This window comes from Larkinella arboricola, from assembly GCF_003259745.1.
GTDB classification, from domain to species: Bacteria; Bacteroidota; Bacteroidia; order Cytophagales; family Spirosomataceae; genus Larkinella; species Larkinella arboricola.
Window position 1 is genome coordinate 436,809 of record NZ_QLMC01000004.1, and the last position, 19,034, is coordinate 455,842.

The following is a 19,034-nucleotide window of genomic DNA, read 5'->3' on the forward strand; positions in this document are numbered from 1 at the left end:
CCTAAGTTGTGATTTCTACAAGCAATTTGATCAGTAGATTCTTACTCGAAAATGATCCGGTGTCTACGGGTCTGACCCCGCTCCTGGATATGCAGGATATACACCCCACTCGAGAGCTTGCGTAAGGGACTGATGGTGGCGCTCTGCTGAGTGAAATTTGACTTGCTGACCGGCACTTCTATCCCACTGGTATTGTAAAGGTGCAGGACCGCATCGGCTGGTTCATCCAACTGCAGGGTGAACTGCTGACTCACCACGGGATTAGGATACACCCCATACTGCCCATCGATCACCACCGACTGGGCCCGGAAGATCTCAGTGCGGCCATCCGCATCCACCTGCTTCAAGCGGTAATAACTCGTGCCCCGGTATGGACTCTTATCCACAAACCGATAGGTGTTTATACCGTTACTGCTACCAGCTACGTCGTTGACCTCACCAGCTACCTCGAAGCTTTTTAGATCTTGGCTACGTTCTACTACGTAGCCTTTATTGGCCCGCTCCCAAGAGGTGGTCCACTTGACCAGTACGGTACGGTCCTGCTGCGCCAGAGCAGAAAAGTCAACTAAGGTCACAGGCAGAACCGCGTTCCCAGTTACAAACACATCGTCAATGCCTATCTCATCATCTCTTGAATTAGTGGTTGGCAGCACCTTGATCAGAAACTGAGCGGAAGGGGACTGGCCTGCTGGCAGGGCAAAGGTAAAAGTATAAAAAGTGCTCATGCCACCTCTAAACGAGTCCGTGCCGGTAGCACCAGCATACTTGGTTACGGTTATAGCACCGGCTGCATCGTTGGCCAAGTGAGCGTATTTTACTCCCCCATACCAAAACTCAACATTGGTTCGATTAGTAGCTAACACCCAAGATAATCTAAAGCTGACCGTAGGCGCATCTGTCCCGTTTGTCACATTCTGAGCCAGAAATGTGCCTGCCGGATACTGGTCGTTCCAGGTGTAAGCGAAATTTTGATAGCTAAAAAAATTCTGATTTGAAGTGCTATAGGTTGTAGTAGTCCAGCCACTTAACCCGCTACTGAAAGTACCATTGGTAATGGCATTAGTCTGGGCAGTAGCTATTTTGACCAGACCTAGTAACAAGGATAGCATAGATAGCCATCGGCAATTATACATAGCACCTAAGGGTTGCTTACTCATGGTAGATTCAAATTATATTATATAATTGCTAATACATGCAAATATAGTAAATCCAACCTCCTATTTATAACATACATAACCTGTTCTTAGTAAAAATTTGAAATTATTAGCCCTCTAATAGATGAAGATTGGACGGCTTCGAGAGTCTAATCTTGACAAAAGTATGGGAATCATAAGTTCTGACTCAAGCCATTTGATTCGGCTTTTATATCTAGCCGTTCAGTATGATTTACCTCCAGCAGTATCTGTGATAAGCACGACTTAGCCTGGCGGCTGGTTGAACAGCTGAACGCATTTTGTGGAATAAGGACCTTAAATCTTCTGAGTACTCTTTTTAATTGCAAAAAAGCAGGCGAACAAATCCGTTTGCCTGCTTTTTTGTGAGGATGCGGTTCAGTGACGATGCGTAATGAACTTAACTGAAAATAACAACGGCTTTCGTCCTGCCGCTGTACCATCCACTTACAAGCCCGCAATCTGCCAGCCGTCGCGGTAGATGCGGCTGAGGTATTTTTCAGCCTCGGGCGCGTTCGGAATTTTCAGGTTGGCGGCATCCCATTCCAGCCGTTTGCCGGGTACCCGAATGGCCACCGTTCCGAGAATAATGGCCTCGGTCATGGGGCCGGACTGCGCAAAATGCGACTCGGTTTTTGGTCCACCCAGACAGGCATCCACAAAATGGTGGTAATGGTTCCGTTCTTCCAGTTCCGGAGTTTTATATTCCTTGAATTTATCACCCGGCAGCAAGACCGGCATTCCGGTATGCGGAATCAATAGGGCTCCTTTGGTTCCGATCAGCATGGCCGATTCGGCGGGATAATCCTGCACCGAATACAGCGCGCGGATTTCTTCGGGTGGGTAAAACTCCCCGTCGAACCACTCCACCGTCAGGTTTCGGGTGGTGAGCTTAGTGCCCGGAAATGTCCAGGTGATGTGATCGCCCTGCGGCCAGGTGTCGCCCCGGCGCTCGGGGGAGTCCTCCCACGATTTCTGCACCTCAGCAATGACAGTTTTGGGGGCTTTCAGGCCTAACCCCTTCCACACGGCATCGAAAATATGGCAACCAATATCGCCCGACCAGCCGGTGCCGAAATCCTGCCAGGCCCGCCATTTGGTCGGGTGGTAGATGTCCGGCACGAACGGACGAGGGGGCGCCGTACCGATCCAGAGGTCCCAATGCAAGGTGGAGGGCGGTTCCTGCCCTTCGGTCGGTCGCGGCCCCACCAGCCGGTAATGGTCAATGGCGCCGGGGCGGTTGGAGCAGAGATAGGCATGCTTTACCTTCCCAATAACACCTTCCTTGATCCATTGCACGGCGGTTCGGTCGCCTTTGCCGGAGGCATGTTGAGTTCCCAGTTGGGAGACGATTCCGGCCTTAACGGCGGCTTCGGTCAGTACCCGAACTTCCACCACATCATGGCACATCGGTTTCTGGCAATACACGTGCTTGCCCGCCCGGATGGCCTGAATCGCAATGGCAAAGTGGTTATGATCCGGCACCGTGACGTTCACCGAGTCGATGTTGCTGTTTTCTTTTTCGAGCAACTCCCGCCAGTCAGTATAGGTGCGGGCATTCGGGAAGGCTTCGGCGGCTTTTTTCAGCCGGGTTTCATCCACGTCGCAGAGCGCCACAATGTTGACTTTCGGGTGTTTGGCGAAGTTTTGCAGGTCACCCCAGCCCATGCCGCCCACACCGATGCAGGCATGATTGAGTTTGTCGTTCGGACCCAGTTTGCGTTTGGACGCCTTGAGGGTCAGCGGGGGCGCCAGGGCCGTGGCCGCAGCCGCCAGCAAAAATTTCCGCCGGGATACAGTAAAAAGGTCTTTGTTCATGGCTCAGGAAACGGAATAGATTTAATTCAGGAAGCCGGATCAGGCCGGAAACTACTCGTGTCAGGCCCCCGGGGATGGTGGGAAAGTACAGCGGAAGATTGGAAAATTTCAATCGGTAATTCGCAAATCGCGCTTATCTTTAGCCTTCCATTTACCCAAAAACGCCTGTTTCATGAAACGATTTCTCCGCGCTAAACCAGTTTTTTCCTTCACGTTGTTGCTACTAGTCTGTTTGTTAGGATCAAGCACCTATTTCCGGGAGCCGGTTGGGGTTGGTACAAAACCACCCAAAGGGGCTGAAGTTCTGTTCGACGGATCGCGGGCCATGCTCGATGCGAAATGGACCTACTGGGAAGGCCCCCGACTGGCAGCCAGCCTGCCGATCAAATGGACGATTGAAAAAGACCCGGCTGGTAAGGGAACGGTTCTGAACAGCAACGACCCAACGGCTGCGGGCGGAAAATACGGTTCCGCCGACATCGTGACGAAAAAGCCGTACCGGGATTTCCGGCTGCACCTTGAGTTTTTCATTAGTAAACCGGGCGGCAACAGCGGGGTGTACCTGCAAAACCGCTACGAAATTCAGGTACTCGACGGCGATACCACCTCGCACGGCATGGCCGCCGTCATCAACGAAACGCCCTCGCCTTATTACGCCTACAACGGTGTGGGCAAGTGGAATTCGTACGACATTACTTTCCGGGCGGCCCGTTTTAAAGACGGAAAGCGGGTGGAAAAAGCCATGCTGACGATGTATTTCAACGGCAAAAAAGTCCATACCAATCAGCCGATTAACCAGGTGTGGGGTGGGGCCAATTCGGGTATTGACGGCGGAAACGATGGTGGCAAAGGCATTACCGATACGCCGGGCGGTTTGAAACTGCAAGCCGAAGGACACGATGTGTTCTACCGCAACATCTGGATTAAGGAACTGGACCTGAACGAAGCACAGACGGATTTTTAAATCATTCGGAAATCAACTCTTTGCGGTCTGGAGCCGGGTTGCCTTTTTCCGCAAAGGAGAGAAGTAGCGTTTTTTATAAAGAGAAATAAAAAAGCCGCGACGAAATCGCGGCTTTTTTGGAAACAGAGTCTGAGTCGGTTTAATAATCCCCTTCGCCTACGTCTTTGGTCTTCTTCTTGGCCTGCCGTAAGCGGTAGTTAAACGTCAGGTTGACCTGCCGCAATCGGCCCTGTGAGTTATTTTCGGTGTAAAAGTTGCCTCCTTCGGTGATGGAGCGGAACCGGCGCGAGTTAAACACGTCGAGCACGTTGAGTGTCAGCGTAGCGTTGCCCTTCATGATATCCCGGCTGGCGGCAAAATCCAGGGTGGCAATGGCTTTGCGACGGCCCTGGGGCGTTAGCTGGGGCGCTTCGTAATTGCCTCGCAGCTGGATGTCGGTATTCTTCCAGACCGTCAGGCGGTTATTCGCCCGGGCAAACCAGCTATACGTGTCGCTCTGAAAGTCGGTATCGAGGTTGTCGCCGTTGGTGATGGCCCGGAAAAAGTTGACGCTACCGTCCAGTTTCCACCATTTGAAAAACGAATAGGAGGTCGTGAATTCAGCCCCGTAGGAATCTTCCGTGGCCAGGTTCTCCGGGCGGGTGTTGGCAAAACCGTTTTCGTCAACCCGGCGAATCCGGATGATTTTGCCGGTGGTATAGCGGTAATACAGCGACGAACCGATGGAGCCTTTTCCCAGGTATTTGATGTGACCGATTTCGAAGGCATCCGTAAATTCCGGGTTCAGGTCGGGATTGCCGCTGAAGAAATTCCGGTTGTCGCTGAAGGTCATAAACGGGCTCAGGTCGTTGTACGTCGGTCGGCGCACCCGGCGGCTGTAGCTCACCTGGAGGGCATTCTGGCGTGGCAGATCGTAGGTGACGTGAACGCTCGGAAACAGGTTGGCGTAACTGCGCGGGTTGACGTCATTGGTTTGCCGGAGCGTGGTGGTTACATCGGTCCACTCGGCCCGCAAACCGGCCTGATACGATAATTTACGGGTTTTGTTGCCAATAATACCGTACAGGGCGTTGATGTTTTCCTCGTACAGAAAGTCGTTGGTCAAGCCCGGCAGGGGAGTCCAGCCGCCTTCCGCTGTTTGCTGACGAACCCAGTAGTCGTTGGTCATATCGCGCGAACTGCTTCGCAAACCGGCTTCAAATTTTCCGTCTTTGGCGAAGGGCTGAACGTAGTCAATCTGCACCAGCAACTGCTTTTCGGTTTCATCGTTGACCGACCGTTGCAGGCTGTTGGGGATGGAAGACGGGCGGCCATCGGGCAACACCGTGCGTTGACCAAAATACTGGTCGGATTTTTCCCAGTTGTCCAGATACCGAACGTCGGCGGTCAGCTCGTGGCCCTGGCGTTTGAACGACCGTTTGTAGGTGAGGGCGTATTCCGAGTTCGGCTCGGTTTCGGTTTCGTCCTGCGTACGGTACGTAATGCTTTGGGGGTTGGTCAGGCTATTGAGGTAATCCTGGTAGCGAATGTCCGTAAACCGTTTTCCCTTGCTGATCCGCCAGGTGTACGACCCCGTCAGGACGTTTTTGTCGTTGAAAAAATAGTCGATTCCGGCGCGGGCGTTGTTGTTCTGACCTTTCAGTTTGCCCGTCGAATTTTGCTGGGTCAGAAAGGTGGAGTCGTTGCGGTACACTTCCTGATATTGCGAACTGCGGCCCGGGGTGTTGCGGTACGAAGCCGTGTAGTTCACAAAAAAGTTTAGATTTTTGCGCCGGTAGTTAACGTTGGCCGCCAGACCGTAATTGGCCGGATTGCCCAGAATAACGTCAAACGAACCGTTGAAGCCTTCTTTCCGCTCTTTCTTCAGCACGATGTTGATAACCCCGCCCATGCCTTCCGCTTCGTAGCGGGCCGACGGATTGGTGATCACCTCGATGCGTTCGATCATGCTGCCCTGCAACTGCTGCAACCCGCTGCCGCCTTTGAAGCTAACCAGTCCCGACGGTTTTCCGTCGATCAGAATCCGGACGCTGCTGCTGCCCCGCAGGCTGACGTTCCCCTCCACATCCACGGCCACCGAAGGCACGTTGCTCAGAATATCGACGGCGGTTCCGCCCGCATTGGCGAGGTCTTTGCCGACGTTGAAAATCCGTTTGTCGAGCGAAAATTCCATCGTGCTTTTCTCACCCTGCACCACCACCTCATCCAGCGTGCTGGCCGAAGCCGCGAGTTTGATGGTGCCGAGGTCGAGCGGGGAGTTTTCGCGGGTCAGGCGGATGCCGGATTTCTTCAGCGATTTATAACCGATAAATTCCAGAACGGCGTAATAGTTTCCGGCTGTAGCATCGACCGAAAAATCGCCGGTTTCGGTCGTGATCGCGCCCGCTACAAACGAACTGTCGGTTTGTTTGAACAGCCGGACGCTGGCGTAGATGAGGGGTGCGTTGGTCTGGGCATCCAGCGCTTTGCCTTTTACTTTCAGTTTACCGTCCTGCGCGTGGGCGGAGGGCAGAGCAAGACCGTGTAGCACGATGAACAGGCAAAGCAAATACCGTTGGGCGGTTACGGAAAACCGGCCCGATAAAAACGTAAAGGTTGGGTTCATTCAATTTTAGTTTTCTTGAATTAAGATAATAAGGCGTGAGAATGCCTTTTTTACTGCGCGGGTTAAACCGTCAGAAGGGCCTTTCAACTCGTGTTAGCGGGTAGAGATGGAGCATACGGCCGGAAAACCGTATGATGTAGCAAAAATAGGATTTTTATGGAATTAGATAAAAAATAAAGTGGGGTGGCGCCGACCATTCAGCGGCTATTGTTTCAGCGACGAAACCGGGGGTTCGATGAGGGCTTTTCAGGACCGACGGCATTTATACCCGCATATGATCGGGCTGCCAGTTGGTGATGGATTTTTTAATCTCGTCGGGACTTAAGTTTTCGGCCAGCGTGCGCTGAACCAACCCCGGCAATTCTTCATCAGAAGCAAACCGGAAGGCGGCAATCTGGCCGAACGAAAGACGGTTTTCGAGGAGTTCGAGCCGCTGGTGGGTCAGGACGTAATACCGAAACCGCATTTCCAGCCGGACGATGCGGTTCTGGTTGTTGAGGGCGTAGTGCTGCCGGAGCATCAGTGCCAGGCCGGTGATCACGATGGTTAAAAGTGCAAAAAAGAGCCACAGTTCGGAATGTTCTTTGTCGTTCAGTGTGAAATAAATACTGATGCCGAACAAAAGAAGGACAACCGGATAAAATACAAAATGGTGAGGTGGGTAATATCGAACGTGGTTTTCGTAATTTTGCGTTTTCATGGCGGTCAATGGAACGTTGGAGGCAGCTTTCCTTGTAAAGAATAAAACGACCGACATTGTTTACGGATATGACTTTCGAAGATTTAAATTTGAATAAACCGCTCCTGAACGCCCTGGCGGACCTGAGCTATACGACGCCCACGCCCATCCAGCGCAAGGTGTTTTCGGTGGTAATGTCGGGCAAGGATGTGTGCGGGATTGCCCAGACCGGAACAGGAAAAACGTTTGCGTACCTGCTCCCGAGTCTGCGACAATTCCAGTTTTCGAAGGATCGCTCCCCGCAATTGCTGATCATTGTGCCCACGCGCGAACTGGTGGTGCAGGTCGTGGAAGCGGTGCAGCAGTTGAGCAAATACACGACCCTGACGGTGGTGGGGCTGTACGGCGGGGTTAACATCAAACCGCAGATTGCCGAAGTGGAGAAGGGAATGGACGTGCTGGTGTCAACGCCCGGTCGGTTGATTGATCTGTCGATCAAGGGTTTACTAAAGACCAAAAGCATTAAACGGCTGGTGATTGATGAGGTCGATGAAATGCTGAACCTCGGTTTCCGGACGCAACTGGAAACCATTCTGGACTTGCTGCCGGCCAAACGACAGAACCTGCTGTTTTCGGCGACGATGACCGAAGAGGTCGAAACGCTGATCCAGACGTATTTCAACAGCCCCGCCCGGGTGGAAGCCTCCCCGGTCGGAACGCCCCTGGAAAACATTCAGCAGTCGGCCTACGAAGTGCCCAATTTTTACACGAAAGTGAATCTGCTGGAAGCCCTGCTCTACCGGGATGAGGAAATGAACCGGGTGCTGGTGTTTGTGGCTACCAAGGAACTGGCCAATCTGCTCTACGACGAATTGATCAGGGAGCTTCCCGATCAGGTGGGGGTGATTCACTCGAACAAGGAGCAGAATTACCGGTTTAACGCCGTCCGCCAGTTTCAAGACGGAACATACCGGGTTCTGATTGCGACCGACATTATTGCCCGCGGGCTCGACATTGCCGAAGTGTCGCACGTGGTCAATTTTGATCTGCCCGAAACGCCCGAGAGTTATATTCACCGGATTGGCCGCACGGGCCGCGCCGACAAAAACGGGATTGCCATTGCGTTCGTGACCGAAAAACAGAAGGAACAACGGGAGGCCATTGAGGAACTGATGAATTATCGGATTCCGATGCTGCCGCTGCCGAAGAGCCTTGAGATTTCGGACGAACTGATTGATGACGAAAAGCCGAAATCAAACCGGAAACAGGCCGTCGAAAAGATTCACAAAAGTGAGACGTTCGGTGGGGCTTTTCACGAAAAATCAGAAAAAAACAAGAAGGTAAACGTCCGCCGGGATCACGCCAAGGAGATGATGAAGAAGTACGGCAAACCGATCAAGAAAACCCGGAAGAATAATTAAAAAACCGCCGGAACGCGCTAGCCTTACGGCTTCAGCTTTGAGGCAAGCGCAATGGGAACTACCTCCACAAGTTCGAGGGATTTCACCATGTTCAGGGTAGTGCTTTTGTCCTTTTTAAAGTGGGGCGTTTGCAAATGCGCTTTATAGGCATCATCGTTGGCATAAATCTCCAGGATAGTTACCTGCGTGGGCGGTTTCTTATCATACACCGCATTGAGCGCCAGCACGCCCGGTTCGACGCGAACGGAAGTCTGGATTTGCTCTTTAAGCGCAGCTTTATAGCGTTCCAACTGCTCGGGGTCAATAACGAGTTTGGCCATCCGCATAACCAGGCCGTTGTTTGGCGCGCTTTTAGGCTGGGCCAAAGCGGTGCCTCTAAAGGCTGTCAGGCCCATACTAAAAATAAGAAATAACGCCCGCCGGAGCCTTTGATCGGGTGTTTTACCTACTTTTGCGGGTAAAGCGCCGGGCTGTACACCCATTTTTGTTTTCATGTTGCTGGCTGATTATTTCAGCAAAAGATAACGCGTTTTGCTTTCCAACCATACCGGAATTTTATGTCTTTTTCCTCGCTCGGTTTATCCGAGCCTTTGCTGAAAGCCATCGCGGCCCAGCAGTATATCAATCCATATCCCATTCAGCAGGAGGCAATTCCTGTCATTCTGAAAGGGCATGATGTATTAGGGATTGCCAAAACCGGATCGGGCAAAACCGCCGGGTTTGTGCTGCCCATTCTGGAGCGGTTGCACCGCCGAAAAACCAGGGTGAACCGGAGTGTCAAAGCCCTGGTGCTGGTGCCAACGCGCGAACTGGCTGTTCAGGTAACCGAAGTTTTTCAGGCGTTTGGCGCGTATCTACCCCGGAAGATAAAAACGCTGGCGGTCTACGGCGGGGTGTCGATCAATCCGCAGATGATTGCCGTGCGGGATGCCGAAGTGGTGGTAGCAACGCCGGGCCGGCTGCTCGATCTGGTAGCTTCCAACGCCCTGCATCTGTGGGATGTGGAAGTGCTGGTGCTCGACGAAGCCGACAAAATGCTGGAGTTAGGGTTTGCCGACGAGATGAACCAGATCTTTGAGATGCTGCCCAAAAAACGGCAGACGCTGCTATTTTCCGCGACGCTGAAAGAAGCCATTCAGGAAATCCGGGACAACCTGCTGCACCACCCGATCAAGGTCGAAATTGCCGAAGAGCCGCAGAATCTGGATCAGATCAAACAGGTGGCTTACCGCATCGATGCCGAACGTAAAGGGCCGTTGCTACGGTATTTGATCAAAGAGAAGCAGATGAAGCAGGTGCTGGTGTTTGTTTCATCGACCCGGACGGCGGACAATCTGGTCGTAAAACTCCGCAAGAACGGTGTTCAGGCCGAAGCAATCCACGGCGACAAAAGCCAGGGTGCCCGCACCGAAACGCTGCGAAAGTTTAAAGCCGGGTCGCTGCCGGTGATGGTGGCAACCGACCTGATTTCGCGGGGAATCGACATTCAGTTGCTGCCCTACGTAGTGAATTACGAATTGCCGCGTTCGCCCAAAGATTATGTACACCGGATTGGCCGCACGGGCCGCGCCGAAGCCGAGGGGGAAGCCATCTCCCTGATTACACCCGACGACGAACACCATTTCAAAATCATCCAGAAAAAAATGGGCAAGCGGGTGGAGATGATCGAAACCGAAGACCTGAGTCTACAGGGATATTGACGCGGCACTAGAATTGCGACAAGCGAGCAGAGACAGGGGAAGAAAGAAACCGCCCCTACAAGTGTCCGGTACAGGCTGAACTCTTTCTTCCTTTGTCTCATCGCTTTATCGTTAAGTCTTTATTCTCTTGTCTTTTCTCTCACTTATTGTTCATCAGCACTGGGGCCGTAACTGCCCGGAATCGGGATATTCAGCAGCCGGAGGTAAACGCCAAGCTGGGCGCGGTGGTGAACAATCTGGCTGTAGGCGATGCGGATCATCTCGCCTTTGGTGCCGTCGCTGTAAATTTCCTCCCCATTGCGCAGTACCCACCGTTTCGGCAACTCTTCGTCGGTGGCCTTAGCCAATTCGTCACGACCTTCCTTCAACGATTCCTCGAAATACTGGAGCAGGTGATCCGTATCGTTGATTTCTTTGGGCTGATAGGGGGTCGTGGCAAAATCCAGTCCGTCGGTGTTCAGCGTCAGCGAAACCCAGGTCGGTAATTCGGCAATGTGCGTCGCCAGCGAGCGAACGGTCATGCTTTTGGGATGCGGTTGCCAGTCGTATTGGTCGTTGGGCACGCGGCTGAGCATTTTCCGGGTGGTGTTGGCTTCCTGATCCATTTCCTTCAAAAGCATTTCAATGAGCTGTGACATAGTTGTTGGGTTTTGTTTACATCACAAAGTAAACGCGACTTGGTGACAGCCCTATGTCAGTAGCTTTTGGCCGGGAAGCGATAAATTTTACCGGTCCATCACCACCCCGTCAAACGCGCCCAGTTTCCCGACCCTGAATTCCACAAAACCGTCTTTCCAGGTAAACGGAATCGGTTTTTCGGTCGCCATCGAAAAGACTTTCGACGGTTTGAAGGGGGATTTTACGCGGAACGTCAGGTCGTAAACCGGCAGCGGTTCAAAGTAGGTGTTGCCGCTGAAACCCGTCAGGTTGACCAGGTGTAGAATCTGGCCGTCGGCGGTTTTCTTGTTCACATTGGCCGGAACGTTCCGGGTGTATTCCTGCACAATGACTTCGACGCGCGCCGGGGCGTTGGTTTTTATAAGCCCGGTGGCCGCTGGGAAAATGTGGTCGATGGCGTCGAGGAGGAGGTTTTTGTGCTGCTCATACCCGTGCATATAATACAGCCGACCCAGGTTGACGGGCAGGATAACGGCCTTGCTTTTGGGGTGATTTTTGACGCCCATCGCGAAATAACCCGTGGGATCGTGGCCGCCGATGATTTCGGGCGGTCCCGGTCGGCCCTTCGCCAGAATGGGCAAAAAACGCTGGTCGGCACCTTTCAGGTCGTATAGACCGAGGTTGAATTTCCAGAACAGCATTTTCTGCTTAGCAAAGCGTTTAAAGACGGTTTTATTCTCCGGATTCAGGTAAAAACCGGCCCCGTCGTGGTCTTTGTTGATGATTTTGGCTCCGAACAGTTCCTGCAACGTTTCCGGACTGTCGAATAAGCTGCGGTTGGTGGCAATCAGGCTGGTGCCCTGCTGACTCGCTTCTTTCAGCGTCCGGATGGCGTCGGTGCTCAGGTAGGTGATTTCCGGCAGAATCAAGAGTTTGTACGATTTTACTTTTTCGGCCCGGTTGGCAAGCTGCGCGTCTTCGATGATATCGAATGGAATGTGGGCTTCCTTGAGCATGAGCTGAATGCCGCGGTACTCCTGCATGGGTTCGCCACTCGGCCAGGCTCCCGGCGCGACAACGGCAATCTGGGCGACGGAACGGTATTTCCCGAAATAGGGCTCGTACTTTTTGTGGTGGGCGTATAGCTTCTTCACAACAGCAAAATTGCGCTCGTCTTCGTAGCCGCGCATGTCGCCCATCAGGCTGATATCCAGCCCCGAACCGTTGGCGATGTTCTCGTATAACCGAATGCCAACTTCCTCTGGTTCAACGGCGTTGTAGCGTGACTGAAACGAAATCTGCTGGATGCTGGCGTTGCTGATGACGTGGTCGGGGAACGAGTTGACGGCATTTGCCACATTGTCGGAAGCCGTGTAGGGCCAGTAGGGCAGGCTGGTGTTCGACTGCGACTCGTGCCGGATAATGTCCACGTATTTGTCCATGTAGGTACAGATGGCAATCTGGGAGTTTTTGGATTTGACCAGTTCATGCAGCCGCTTCGACCAGTCCTCCACCGTGGCTTTCTTAAACGCCAGGTATTTCTGAAACACCGGATCGGCTTTGTCCTCCACGGTCGGCAGTGTCAGGCCGTTGCTGAATTGGGCAAAGGCTTTTTTGTCGTATTCGTTCTGGTCGATGCCGTGGTACACGTTTTCGTAGGGGTTCCGAACCTGGTAGCCCGGCATGTTCAGGAATATCCCATCGATCGGGAATTGGTCGATCACTTCCGCAATGATTTTGAACGCCCTATCCTGCACATACGGCGCGTTGATGGACACGACGTACATATCCGTGTTGATGATGCGCTCGCCTTTGGGGGAGATGTAGCACCAGTCGGGATGGGCTTTGAAAATGCTTTCGTGTACCCGGCTGAAGTCAAATCGCACAATGACCCGGATGCCGTGCTGGTGGCATTTCCGGATGACCTCGCCCAGCGTATTGGGCTTCATGTACGGATTCGTATAGTGAAAATCAAGCTGGGTGGGGTAGAAGGCCATGATGCCGCCCGCGTTGATCAGCAGCGTATTGGCCGAGCAATCCAGCAGGTCCTGCAGCAGCGAATCGGGGTTGAGCGTGGCGGCTTCATAGGCGGGGAGGTTGGTCTGGATGACGCGCAGGTTGTTCGGTTCCCACCAGGGCAGATGATCGGGCCATTTTACGACGGTACTTGGTAGAACCGTTTTCTGGGCAAAACCGGCACAAGAGAAAAGCAGAATACACAAGAGGGAGAGGAGCGGTATTTTCTTCACGATGAACAGTTCTGGTTGGAACGATGGGACTAAAAATAGGGAGAAACCAGTCGTTAACCAATGAAAGGTCGTGGATACTGCCGGGGGTTAGCCTTCGGGGTTCGGGGCGCGGAACCGGCAAGGTTGCCGTGGATAGTTTCGGGAGGGGACAAGCCTTACTGACCGAACACGGATAACTTACGACGAAAAATACGTATCGTTGTAAAACGAACCCAAGGCTATGAAACTCACCTGGACCTTCTACTCCAAAACGGAACCGGCGATCACCTTAACCGTCATTTACGTTTCAGAACTGGATCACCATCAGCTCGAGTATGGCGGTTTTCTGGATCAGGAGTCAAACCGGGCATATGTCGACTGGGCCACTTTCAGGCGCTTCGACGATACGTCGGTGAAGGTTCGAAAGGATGCCTTTGCCCGATTAAAGCGCATTACCCATAAGGAAGCCCTAACGCTTGGACTGTTAACCTGACATTTATCACTCACCCGCAAAAGAAACATCAGGGTTTGGGTAAACCACCTGTTCTAGTTTTGCCACAGTGATTTTGAACGATTAAAGCAGACCAAAATAAACCTTTAACGGTATTTTCTTATGGAGAAAGACTTAGCAGGAAAAACCGCTCTGGTTACCGGAGCCGCTTCCGGGATCGGCAAGGCAGTAGCCATTCTTTATAGCCAGCACGGCGCCAATGTGATGGTGTCGGATGTGAATGAACAACTGGGTCAGCAGGTGGTTGACGAAATTGTAGCAGCCGGTGGAAAGGCCCGCTTTTTCAAAGCCGATGTCGGCGACGCGGCCCAGTGTCAGCAACTGGTTCAGGCAACGGTTTCGGCCTTTGGCGGGCTGGATATTGCCTGTAACAACGCGGGAATCGGCGGGGAGCTAAATGCGACGGCCGACTATTCGCTGGAAGGCTGGCAGCGGATCATTAACATCAACCTGAACAGCGTTTTTTTCTGCCTGAAGTACGAGCTGGAAGCCATGCTCAGCCAGAACCGTACTGGCTCCATCATCAATATGGCCTCCATTCTGGGGCAGGTCGGTACTCCGCAGTCGCCGGGCTACGTCGCGGCTAAACACGGTGTGGTGGGCCTGACCAAAACCGCAGCCATGGAATACGCCACGCGTGGCATTCGTGTCAACTCCGTTGGACCGGCCTACATCGATACCCCGCTTCTGAGCGCGCTTCCAGAGGAGGGCCGGCAAATGCTCGTTGGATTACACCCCATTGGGCGACTGGGAACGGCGGAAGAAGTAGCCGAACTGGTCATCTGGCTTTCGTCCGATAAGGCGTCGTTTGTGACCGGAGCCTATTATCCGGTGGATGGCGGTTACCTGGCGAGATAAAAAATAGGGGTGGGCTCATCAGATCGGCCCACCCCGTTAAGTCTAACGGGCCGCTTTTTCGTTGCCAAATGGAAACAAGGCTGATGGTACGTGCGACTGGTTCATCAGACAGCCCAATTCGGCTGCTTTCGCCGGGTTTTTGGCGGCCAGATTCGTAGTCTCAGCCGGGTCTTTCGAGAGGTCATACAATTCGACGGGGCCGTTGGGGTTGGTGGCCGCGTTCAGGCGAACGGCTTTCCAGTTGCCCTGCCGAATGGCTTGTTTACCGCCCTGTTCGTGGAATTCCCAGTAAAGATAATCGTGTTTTTTCTGCGTTCCTTTTCCCGTCAGCGCGGGCACGAACGAAATACCGTCGAGGGCAGCGGGCGCTTTCGTACCGGCCAGTTCGGCAAACGTCGGCAGTAAGTCCCAGAAAGCGCCGATGTAGTCGTTCTGTGTACCGGCTTTAATGGCTCCGGGCCAGCGGGCAATCATCGGCTCACGGATGCCGCCCTCGTAGAGATCACGTTTGAATCCGCGAAAACCGCCCCCGCTGTTGAAAAACTTCGGATCGGCGCCCCCTTCCAGGTGCGGGCCGTTGTCGCTGGAAAAAATAACCAGTGTATTCTGATCCAGTCCCCTGGCTTTCAGAGCCGCCAGAATCTGACCCACATATAGGTCGAGCCGCGTTACCATAGCCGCGAAGGCCGTATGCGGGAATTCCTGCGATGCGTAACCGCCATCTCTGGCATTTGGCCCATAATCGTCTCCCTTGAACGGCTTTTCCGCAAACTTGCCTTTGTAGTATTGGAAAATACTGTCATTCGGAACGAGCAGTTCAGCATGGGGCAGGATGTACGGCAGAAACAGGAAAAACGGTTTTTGCGGATCGCTGGCCTGTACGAAGTTCAGTGCCTGTTGCTGAATCAGATCGGGTGCATACTGCTTGGCGTGCAGCAGGTTTTTGTTTTCCTCCAGAACAATTTTTTCGCTGTTATTCCACAGATGGTTGGGATAATAGCGGTGGGCCAGGCTCTGACAGTTATAGCCGTAAAACCGGTCGAAACCCTGCTTGTTGGGGTCGCCTTCCGACCCGACCGGCCCCAGTCCCCACTTGCCAAAAGCCGCCGTGGTGTACCCGGCTTTTTGCAGGGTTTCGCCCATGGTAACCACCGAGTCGGCAATGGGTTGCTGGCCCTCGGGCTCCACGCTTTTGTTACCCCGGATGTAGGTATGGCCGGTGTGGTGGCCGGTCATGAGCGATGACCGCGAGGGCGCACAAACCGACGTGCCTGCGTAAAACTGCGTGAAGCGCACGCCTTCAGCCGCAAGCCGGTCGATGTTCGGGGTCTTGATCAGTTTCTGACCGTTCACGCCGATGTCGCCGTAGCCCAGGTCGTCGGCCAGAATAAAAATGATGTTGGGGCGTTGGGCTGTCGCATTCGAACGGTTTTGGGCGTTTGCAACGGAAGAGAGCGCCAGGAGTACCAGGAAATGAACGAAGTATTTAGGCATAATTGGGCTGGAATACACGATACAGGGCGGTAAAAGTAAGAAACCTGTTTCTTCTAAAAAAATGGTTCGCTACTAATCCTACTCGTTATGTAGACAAATCGTGCGCGGTAAAAATTACTGGGCCAGCCAGCCACCGTCGATGGGCAGGGCCGCACCCGTTAACGTAGCCGCCCCGTCGGAAGCCAGAAACAAACACAGCGCGGCAATGGATTCGGCGGGAATAAAGTCTTTGATGGCCTGTTTCGTCAGGATTACTTTTTCGACCACCTCCTGCTCGGGAATCTGGTGAGTCCGGGCCTGGTCGGCAATCTGTTTTTCAACCAGCGGAGTTTTGACGTAACCGGGGCAGATCGCGTTGGCGGTAATGCCGTGGGGCGCTCCTTCCAGCGCCACGGTTTTCGTGAAACCAATCAAACCGTGTTTAGCGGCCACGTAGGCACTTTTGTATTCGGAAGCCACCAGACCGTGCGCCGACGCGATGTTGATGATCCGGCCAAATTGCTGCTGTTTCATGGCGGGCCAGATGGCTTTTGTCAGGTGAAAAGCCGCCGTCAGATTGATGCCGATAATGGCATCCCACTTTTCCTCCGGAAACGTCTCAACCGGCGATACGTGCTGAATACCGGCGTTGTTAATCAGCACGTCAATAGTACCAAACCGTTCTTCCGCCCGACGGATCATGGTCCGCAGGTCCTGGGGATTCAGCATATTGGCCGCATCGAAAACATGGTCGATGCCATGGTCCCGGGCCACCGCAGCCGCAATTTGCTCACCATCTGGTTCCAGGCCGTTAAAAATGAGGTTGTAGCCTTCACGGGCAAAGGCGCGGGCAATGGTCAGCCCGATCCCGCTGGTGCTTCCGGTAATCAATACGGTTTTCTCTGGCATACTTTCCGGGCTTTTCGCGAATAAAGCACCTGGAAACCGTAACCTAACGGCAGTTCCGCAAATTTTACAAAACCGTGCCCGGCGTTTCCCGGTTCATACCGTAAAACACGACGATCTCCTGACTGGATGAAAACCGAAAAAGAAAAAATGCTGGCCGGTGACTTGTACGATCCGCTGGACCCGCAACTGAGCGAAGAACGGGTTCAGGCCCGGTTACTGATTCAGGAATTGAACGCCAGCCGGGAAGATCAGCCCGACGAACGAACCCGAATCCTGAGGGCGCTGATCCCACGGGCGGGCGATGGATTGTGGCTACAACCGCCCTTTTACTGCGATTATGGCAGCAACATCATCACCGGCGAGAAAGTCTTTTTCAACTTCAACTGCATCGTGCTGGATGTCACGACGGTCCACATCGGCAGCCGGACGCTGTTTGGTCCGAACGTCCAGATTTACACCGCCACGCACCCCACGGATTGGCAGGTGCGGGCTTCGGCAGTGGAATATGCCAAGCCGATTGTTATTGGGGAGGATGTCTGGGTGGGTGGTAGTGCGGTCATCTGTCCGGGCGTCACCATTGGCGACCGAACCATCATTGGCGCGGGCAGCGTCGTAACGCGGGATATTCCGCCGGATGTGTTTGCCGCCGGGAATCCGTGCCGGGTGATTCGGCAGCTGACTTCGGACGAACAGAAATAACCGGTAACCGTTGTAGGGATTACCGGTTACTTATTGTAACAGTTTAGAGCCTAGCCTATCGTATAGGTGAAGGCTTTCCGGAGTACTTCCAGGCTTTTGGGAACGGCGGTATTCGGGTCCTCTTTTCCTTCAAACTCAAGCGAAACAAACCCTTTGAAATTCGCTTTCTGGAAGATTTTACCGATGCGGGTGTAGTCCATCTCCTTGTCGTAGAAGGTGCCTCCGCCGTAGTAGGTTTTCGCCTGAACAATGGTGGCATACGGGGCCAGCTTTTCAAGGCCACTGTACGGTTCGCCGACGAAGTTACCCGTATCGACGTTGAGGCCCATCGCCGGGGAGCTTTTCAGCGCATTGTACATGCGGAGGAGGTAATCGGTGTTAGACGAAAGCCCCCAGTGGTTTTCCAGTGCGAGCACAACGCCCGCTTTTTCCGCGTATTTCAGGCATTCGCCCATACCGTCAATTACCCACTTGATACCGTCTTCGTCCGTATAGCCCTCGATGGGCGGCTCAATACCCGTCTGATAGTAATTCGTTTGCCGTTTATTTTTGATGGTTCCCCAACTGCCGGTATTCATCCGAACGCAGGGAATGCCCATCTGAGTGGCGATGTTGATGCATTTAAACGTGTGCTCAATATCGGCCTTTCGTTTCGCCAGATCCGGCTGAAGAAAATTCTGGTGAATCGAAAGGAGCGGCATGGAAAGACCGCTGTCGAAAGCCAGTCGCTTTAACTTGTTCTGGTAGGCAATGGATTCATCGGCCATCTGGCGGTGCAGAACTTCCACTCCATCGAACCCCAGCCGGGCGGCATTGTCAATGACGTTTTCGATTGGAAACTTCTCCGGGGTAAAATGCCAGTACGAATAGCTCGAAACACTGATCGGAATTCTCCGGACGACGGGTGCCTTCGGTTGAGGGGCGGCTTCGGGGGCGTGACCAGCCAGCAGGGCAGAACCCATCAAAGAGGCTTTCTTGAGCCATTCGCGCCGTGAATTCGGGGCTGAAGTATCATCAAAATGCTGCATGAGATTGTCGGTTAAGTGGTGCTGATTAAGGTGAGGGGCGTTGAATCGGGTGTCAAAGAACGACAGATTGCAAATTGATACGAAAAGCATTCGTTACAAAGCCTGTAGCGAAAAATATCCATCATGCGTTGGGTCTTAGGGTTCGTGTTTTGAAAGATATCGTAATTAAATTTTGTTATTCCAATAATAGTCAAAATTATATTTTGAATCCAATCGTGAGTTCTTATTTTTGGATGCACACGTTGACTGTAGACCATCTCCAAACTTCTAACCTAAATTAATGTTCATGATCCCGCTCAGGATAGATTGCTGAATTTCTCAAAAGCAAGAAGTGAATAAGGCGGCTGCGGT

Annotated in this window: 16 protein-coding genes; 6 read left to right on the forward strand and 10 right to left on the reverse strand. The window is 53.0% G+C overall.

Features of this window, described 5'->3' with window-relative positions; all coding sequences use genetic code 11:
• Positions 1–41 precede the first annotated feature (41 nt).
• Both LX87_RS17525 and LX87_RS17530 read right to left on the reverse strand, forming a co-directional pair.
• The gene (locus tag LX87_RS17525; protein WP_170139385.1) at positions 42–1,109 is read right to left on the reverse strand and encodes a T9SS type A sorting domain-containing protein; all 1,068 of its coding nucleotides are present in this window, start codon (positions 1,107–1,109) and stop codon (positions 42–44) included.
• A 510-nt stretch (positions 1,110–1,619) separates the two neighbouring features.
• The gene (locus LX87_RS17530) at positions 1,620–2,990 is read right to left on the reverse strand and encodes a Gfo/Idh/MocA family protein (RefSeq protein ID WP_111629564.1); all 1,371 of its coding nucleotides are present in this window, start codon (positions 2,988–2,990) and stop codon (positions 1,620–1,622) included.
• 172 nt (positions 2,991–3,162) lie between these two features.
• Here LX87_RS17530 and LX87_RS17535 point away from each other — a divergent pair, with 172 nt between their 5' ends.
• Positions 3,163–3,954, forward strand: a complete 792-nt coding sequence (locus LX87_RS17535) for a 3-keto-disaccharide hydrolase (RefSeq protein ID WP_111629565.1) — start codon at positions 3,163–3,165, stop codon at positions 3,952–3,954.
• A gap of 139 nt (positions 3,955–4,093) precedes the next feature.
• On the opposite strand, the gene LX87_RS17540 is transcribed toward LX87_RS17535, so the two are convergent.
• Positions 4,094–6,559: a TonB-dependent receptor gene (locus LX87_RS17540; protein WP_111629566.1), complete on the reverse strand. Its 2,466-nt coding sequence runs from the start codon at positions 6,557–6,559 to the stop codon at positions 4,094–4,096.
• Positions 6,560–6,821: 262 nt separating this feature from the next.
• Complete coding sequence (locus LX87_RS17545) at positions 6,822–7,259, reverse strand: DUF6526 family protein (protein ID WP_111629880.1); 438 nt, start codon at positions 7,257–7,259, stop codon at positions 6,822–6,824.
• A gap of 68 nt (positions 7,260–7,327) precedes the next feature.
• Here LX87_RS17545 and LX87_RS17550 point away from each other — a divergent pair, with 68 nt between their 5' ends.
• Complete coding sequence (locus tag LX87_RS17550; protein WP_111629881.1) at positions 7,328–8,659, forward strand: DEAD/DEAH box helicase; 1,332 nt, start codon at positions 7,328–7,330, stop codon at positions 8,657–8,659.
• A 23-nt stretch (positions 8,660–8,682) separates the two neighbouring features.
• On the opposite strand, the gene LX87_RS17555 is transcribed toward LX87_RS17550, so the two are convergent.
• Positions 8,683–9,153: a putative quinol monooxygenase gene (locus LX87_RS17555; protein WP_111629567.1), complete on the reverse strand. Its 471-nt coding sequence runs from the start codon at positions 9,151–9,153 to the stop codon at positions 8,683–8,685.
• Positions 9,154–9,216: 63 nt separating this feature from the next.
• Here LX87_RS17555 and LX87_RS17560 point away from each other — a divergent pair, with 63 nt between their 5' ends.
• Complete coding sequence (locus LX87_RS17560; protein ID WP_111629568.1) at positions 9,217–10,359, forward strand: DEAD/DEAH box helicase; 1,143 nt, start codon at positions 9,217–9,219, stop codon at positions 10,357–10,359.
• A gap of 143 nt (positions 10,360–10,502) precedes the next feature.
• Here LX87_RS17560 and LX87_RS17565 read toward each other — a convergent pair whose 3' ends face one another.
• Both LX87_RS17565 and LX87_RS17570 read right to left on the reverse strand, forming a co-directional pair.
• Positions 10,503–10,997, reverse strand: coding sequence for a DinB family protein (locus LX87_RS17565; protein WP_111629569.1), 495 nt, complete (start codon positions 10,995–10,997; stop codon positions 10,503–10,505).
• 87 nt (positions 10,998–11,084) lie between these two features.
• Positions 11,085–13,226: an alpha-amylase family protein gene (locus LX87_RS17570; protein ID WP_111629570.1), complete on the reverse strand. Its 2,142-nt coding sequence runs from the start codon at positions 13,224–13,226 to the stop codon at positions 11,085–11,087.
• Between the two features lie 220 nt (positions 13,227–13,446).
• Between LX87_RS17570 and LX87_RS17575 the strand changes: the two genes are divergently transcribed.
• Together LX87_RS17575 and LX87_RS17580 are read left to right on the forward strand one after the other, a co-directional pair.
• Positions 13,447–13,698, forward strand: a complete 252-nt coding sequence (locus LX87_RS17575; RefSeq protein ID WP_111629571.1) for a hypothetical protein — start codon at positions 13,447–13,449, stop codon at positions 13,696–13,698.
• Between the two features lie 120 nt (positions 13,699–13,818).
• A complete protein-coding gene (locus LX87_RS17580) occupies positions 13,819–14,574 on the forward strand; it encodes an SDR family NAD(P)-dependent oxidoreductase (RefSeq protein ID WP_111629572.1) in 756 nt (251 codons plus the stop codon).
• A 42-nt stretch (positions 14,575–14,616) separates the two neighbouring features.
• Here the strand turns inward: LX87_RS17580 and LX87_RS17585 are convergent, their stop codons facing one another.
• Positions 14,617–16,068, reverse strand: coding sequence for an arylsulfatase (locus tag LX87_RS17585; RefSeq protein WP_111629573.1), 1,452 nt, complete (start codon positions 16,066–16,068; stop codon positions 14,617–14,619).
• Positions 16,069–16,182: 114 nt separating this feature from the next.
• Positions 16,183–16,956, reverse strand: a complete 774-nt coding sequence (locus LX87_RS17590) for a 3-hydroxybutyrate dehydrogenase (protein ID WP_111629574.1) — start codon at positions 16,954–16,956, stop codon at positions 16,183–16,185.
• A 126-nt stretch (positions 16,957–17,082) separates the two neighbouring features.
• Between LX87_RS17590 and LX87_RS17595 the strand changes: the two genes are divergently transcribed.
• Positions 17,083–17,655 (forward strand): sugar O-acetyltransferase, encoded by a 573-nt coding sequence (locus LX87_RS17595; protein ID WP_111629575.1) that lies wholly within the window; start codon positions 17,083–17,085, stop codon positions 17,653–17,655.
• Between the two features lie 50 nt (positions 17,656–17,705).
• On the opposite strand, the gene LX87_RS17600 is transcribed toward LX87_RS17595, so the two are convergent.
• On the reverse strand, positions 17,706–18,773 hold the full coding sequence (locus tag LX87_RS17600) for a sugar phosphate isomerase/epimerase family protein (RefSeq protein ID WP_229310705.1): 1,068 nt from the start codon (positions 18,771–18,773) through the stop codon (positions 17,706–17,708).
• Positions 18,774–19,034 lie beyond the last annotated feature (261 nt).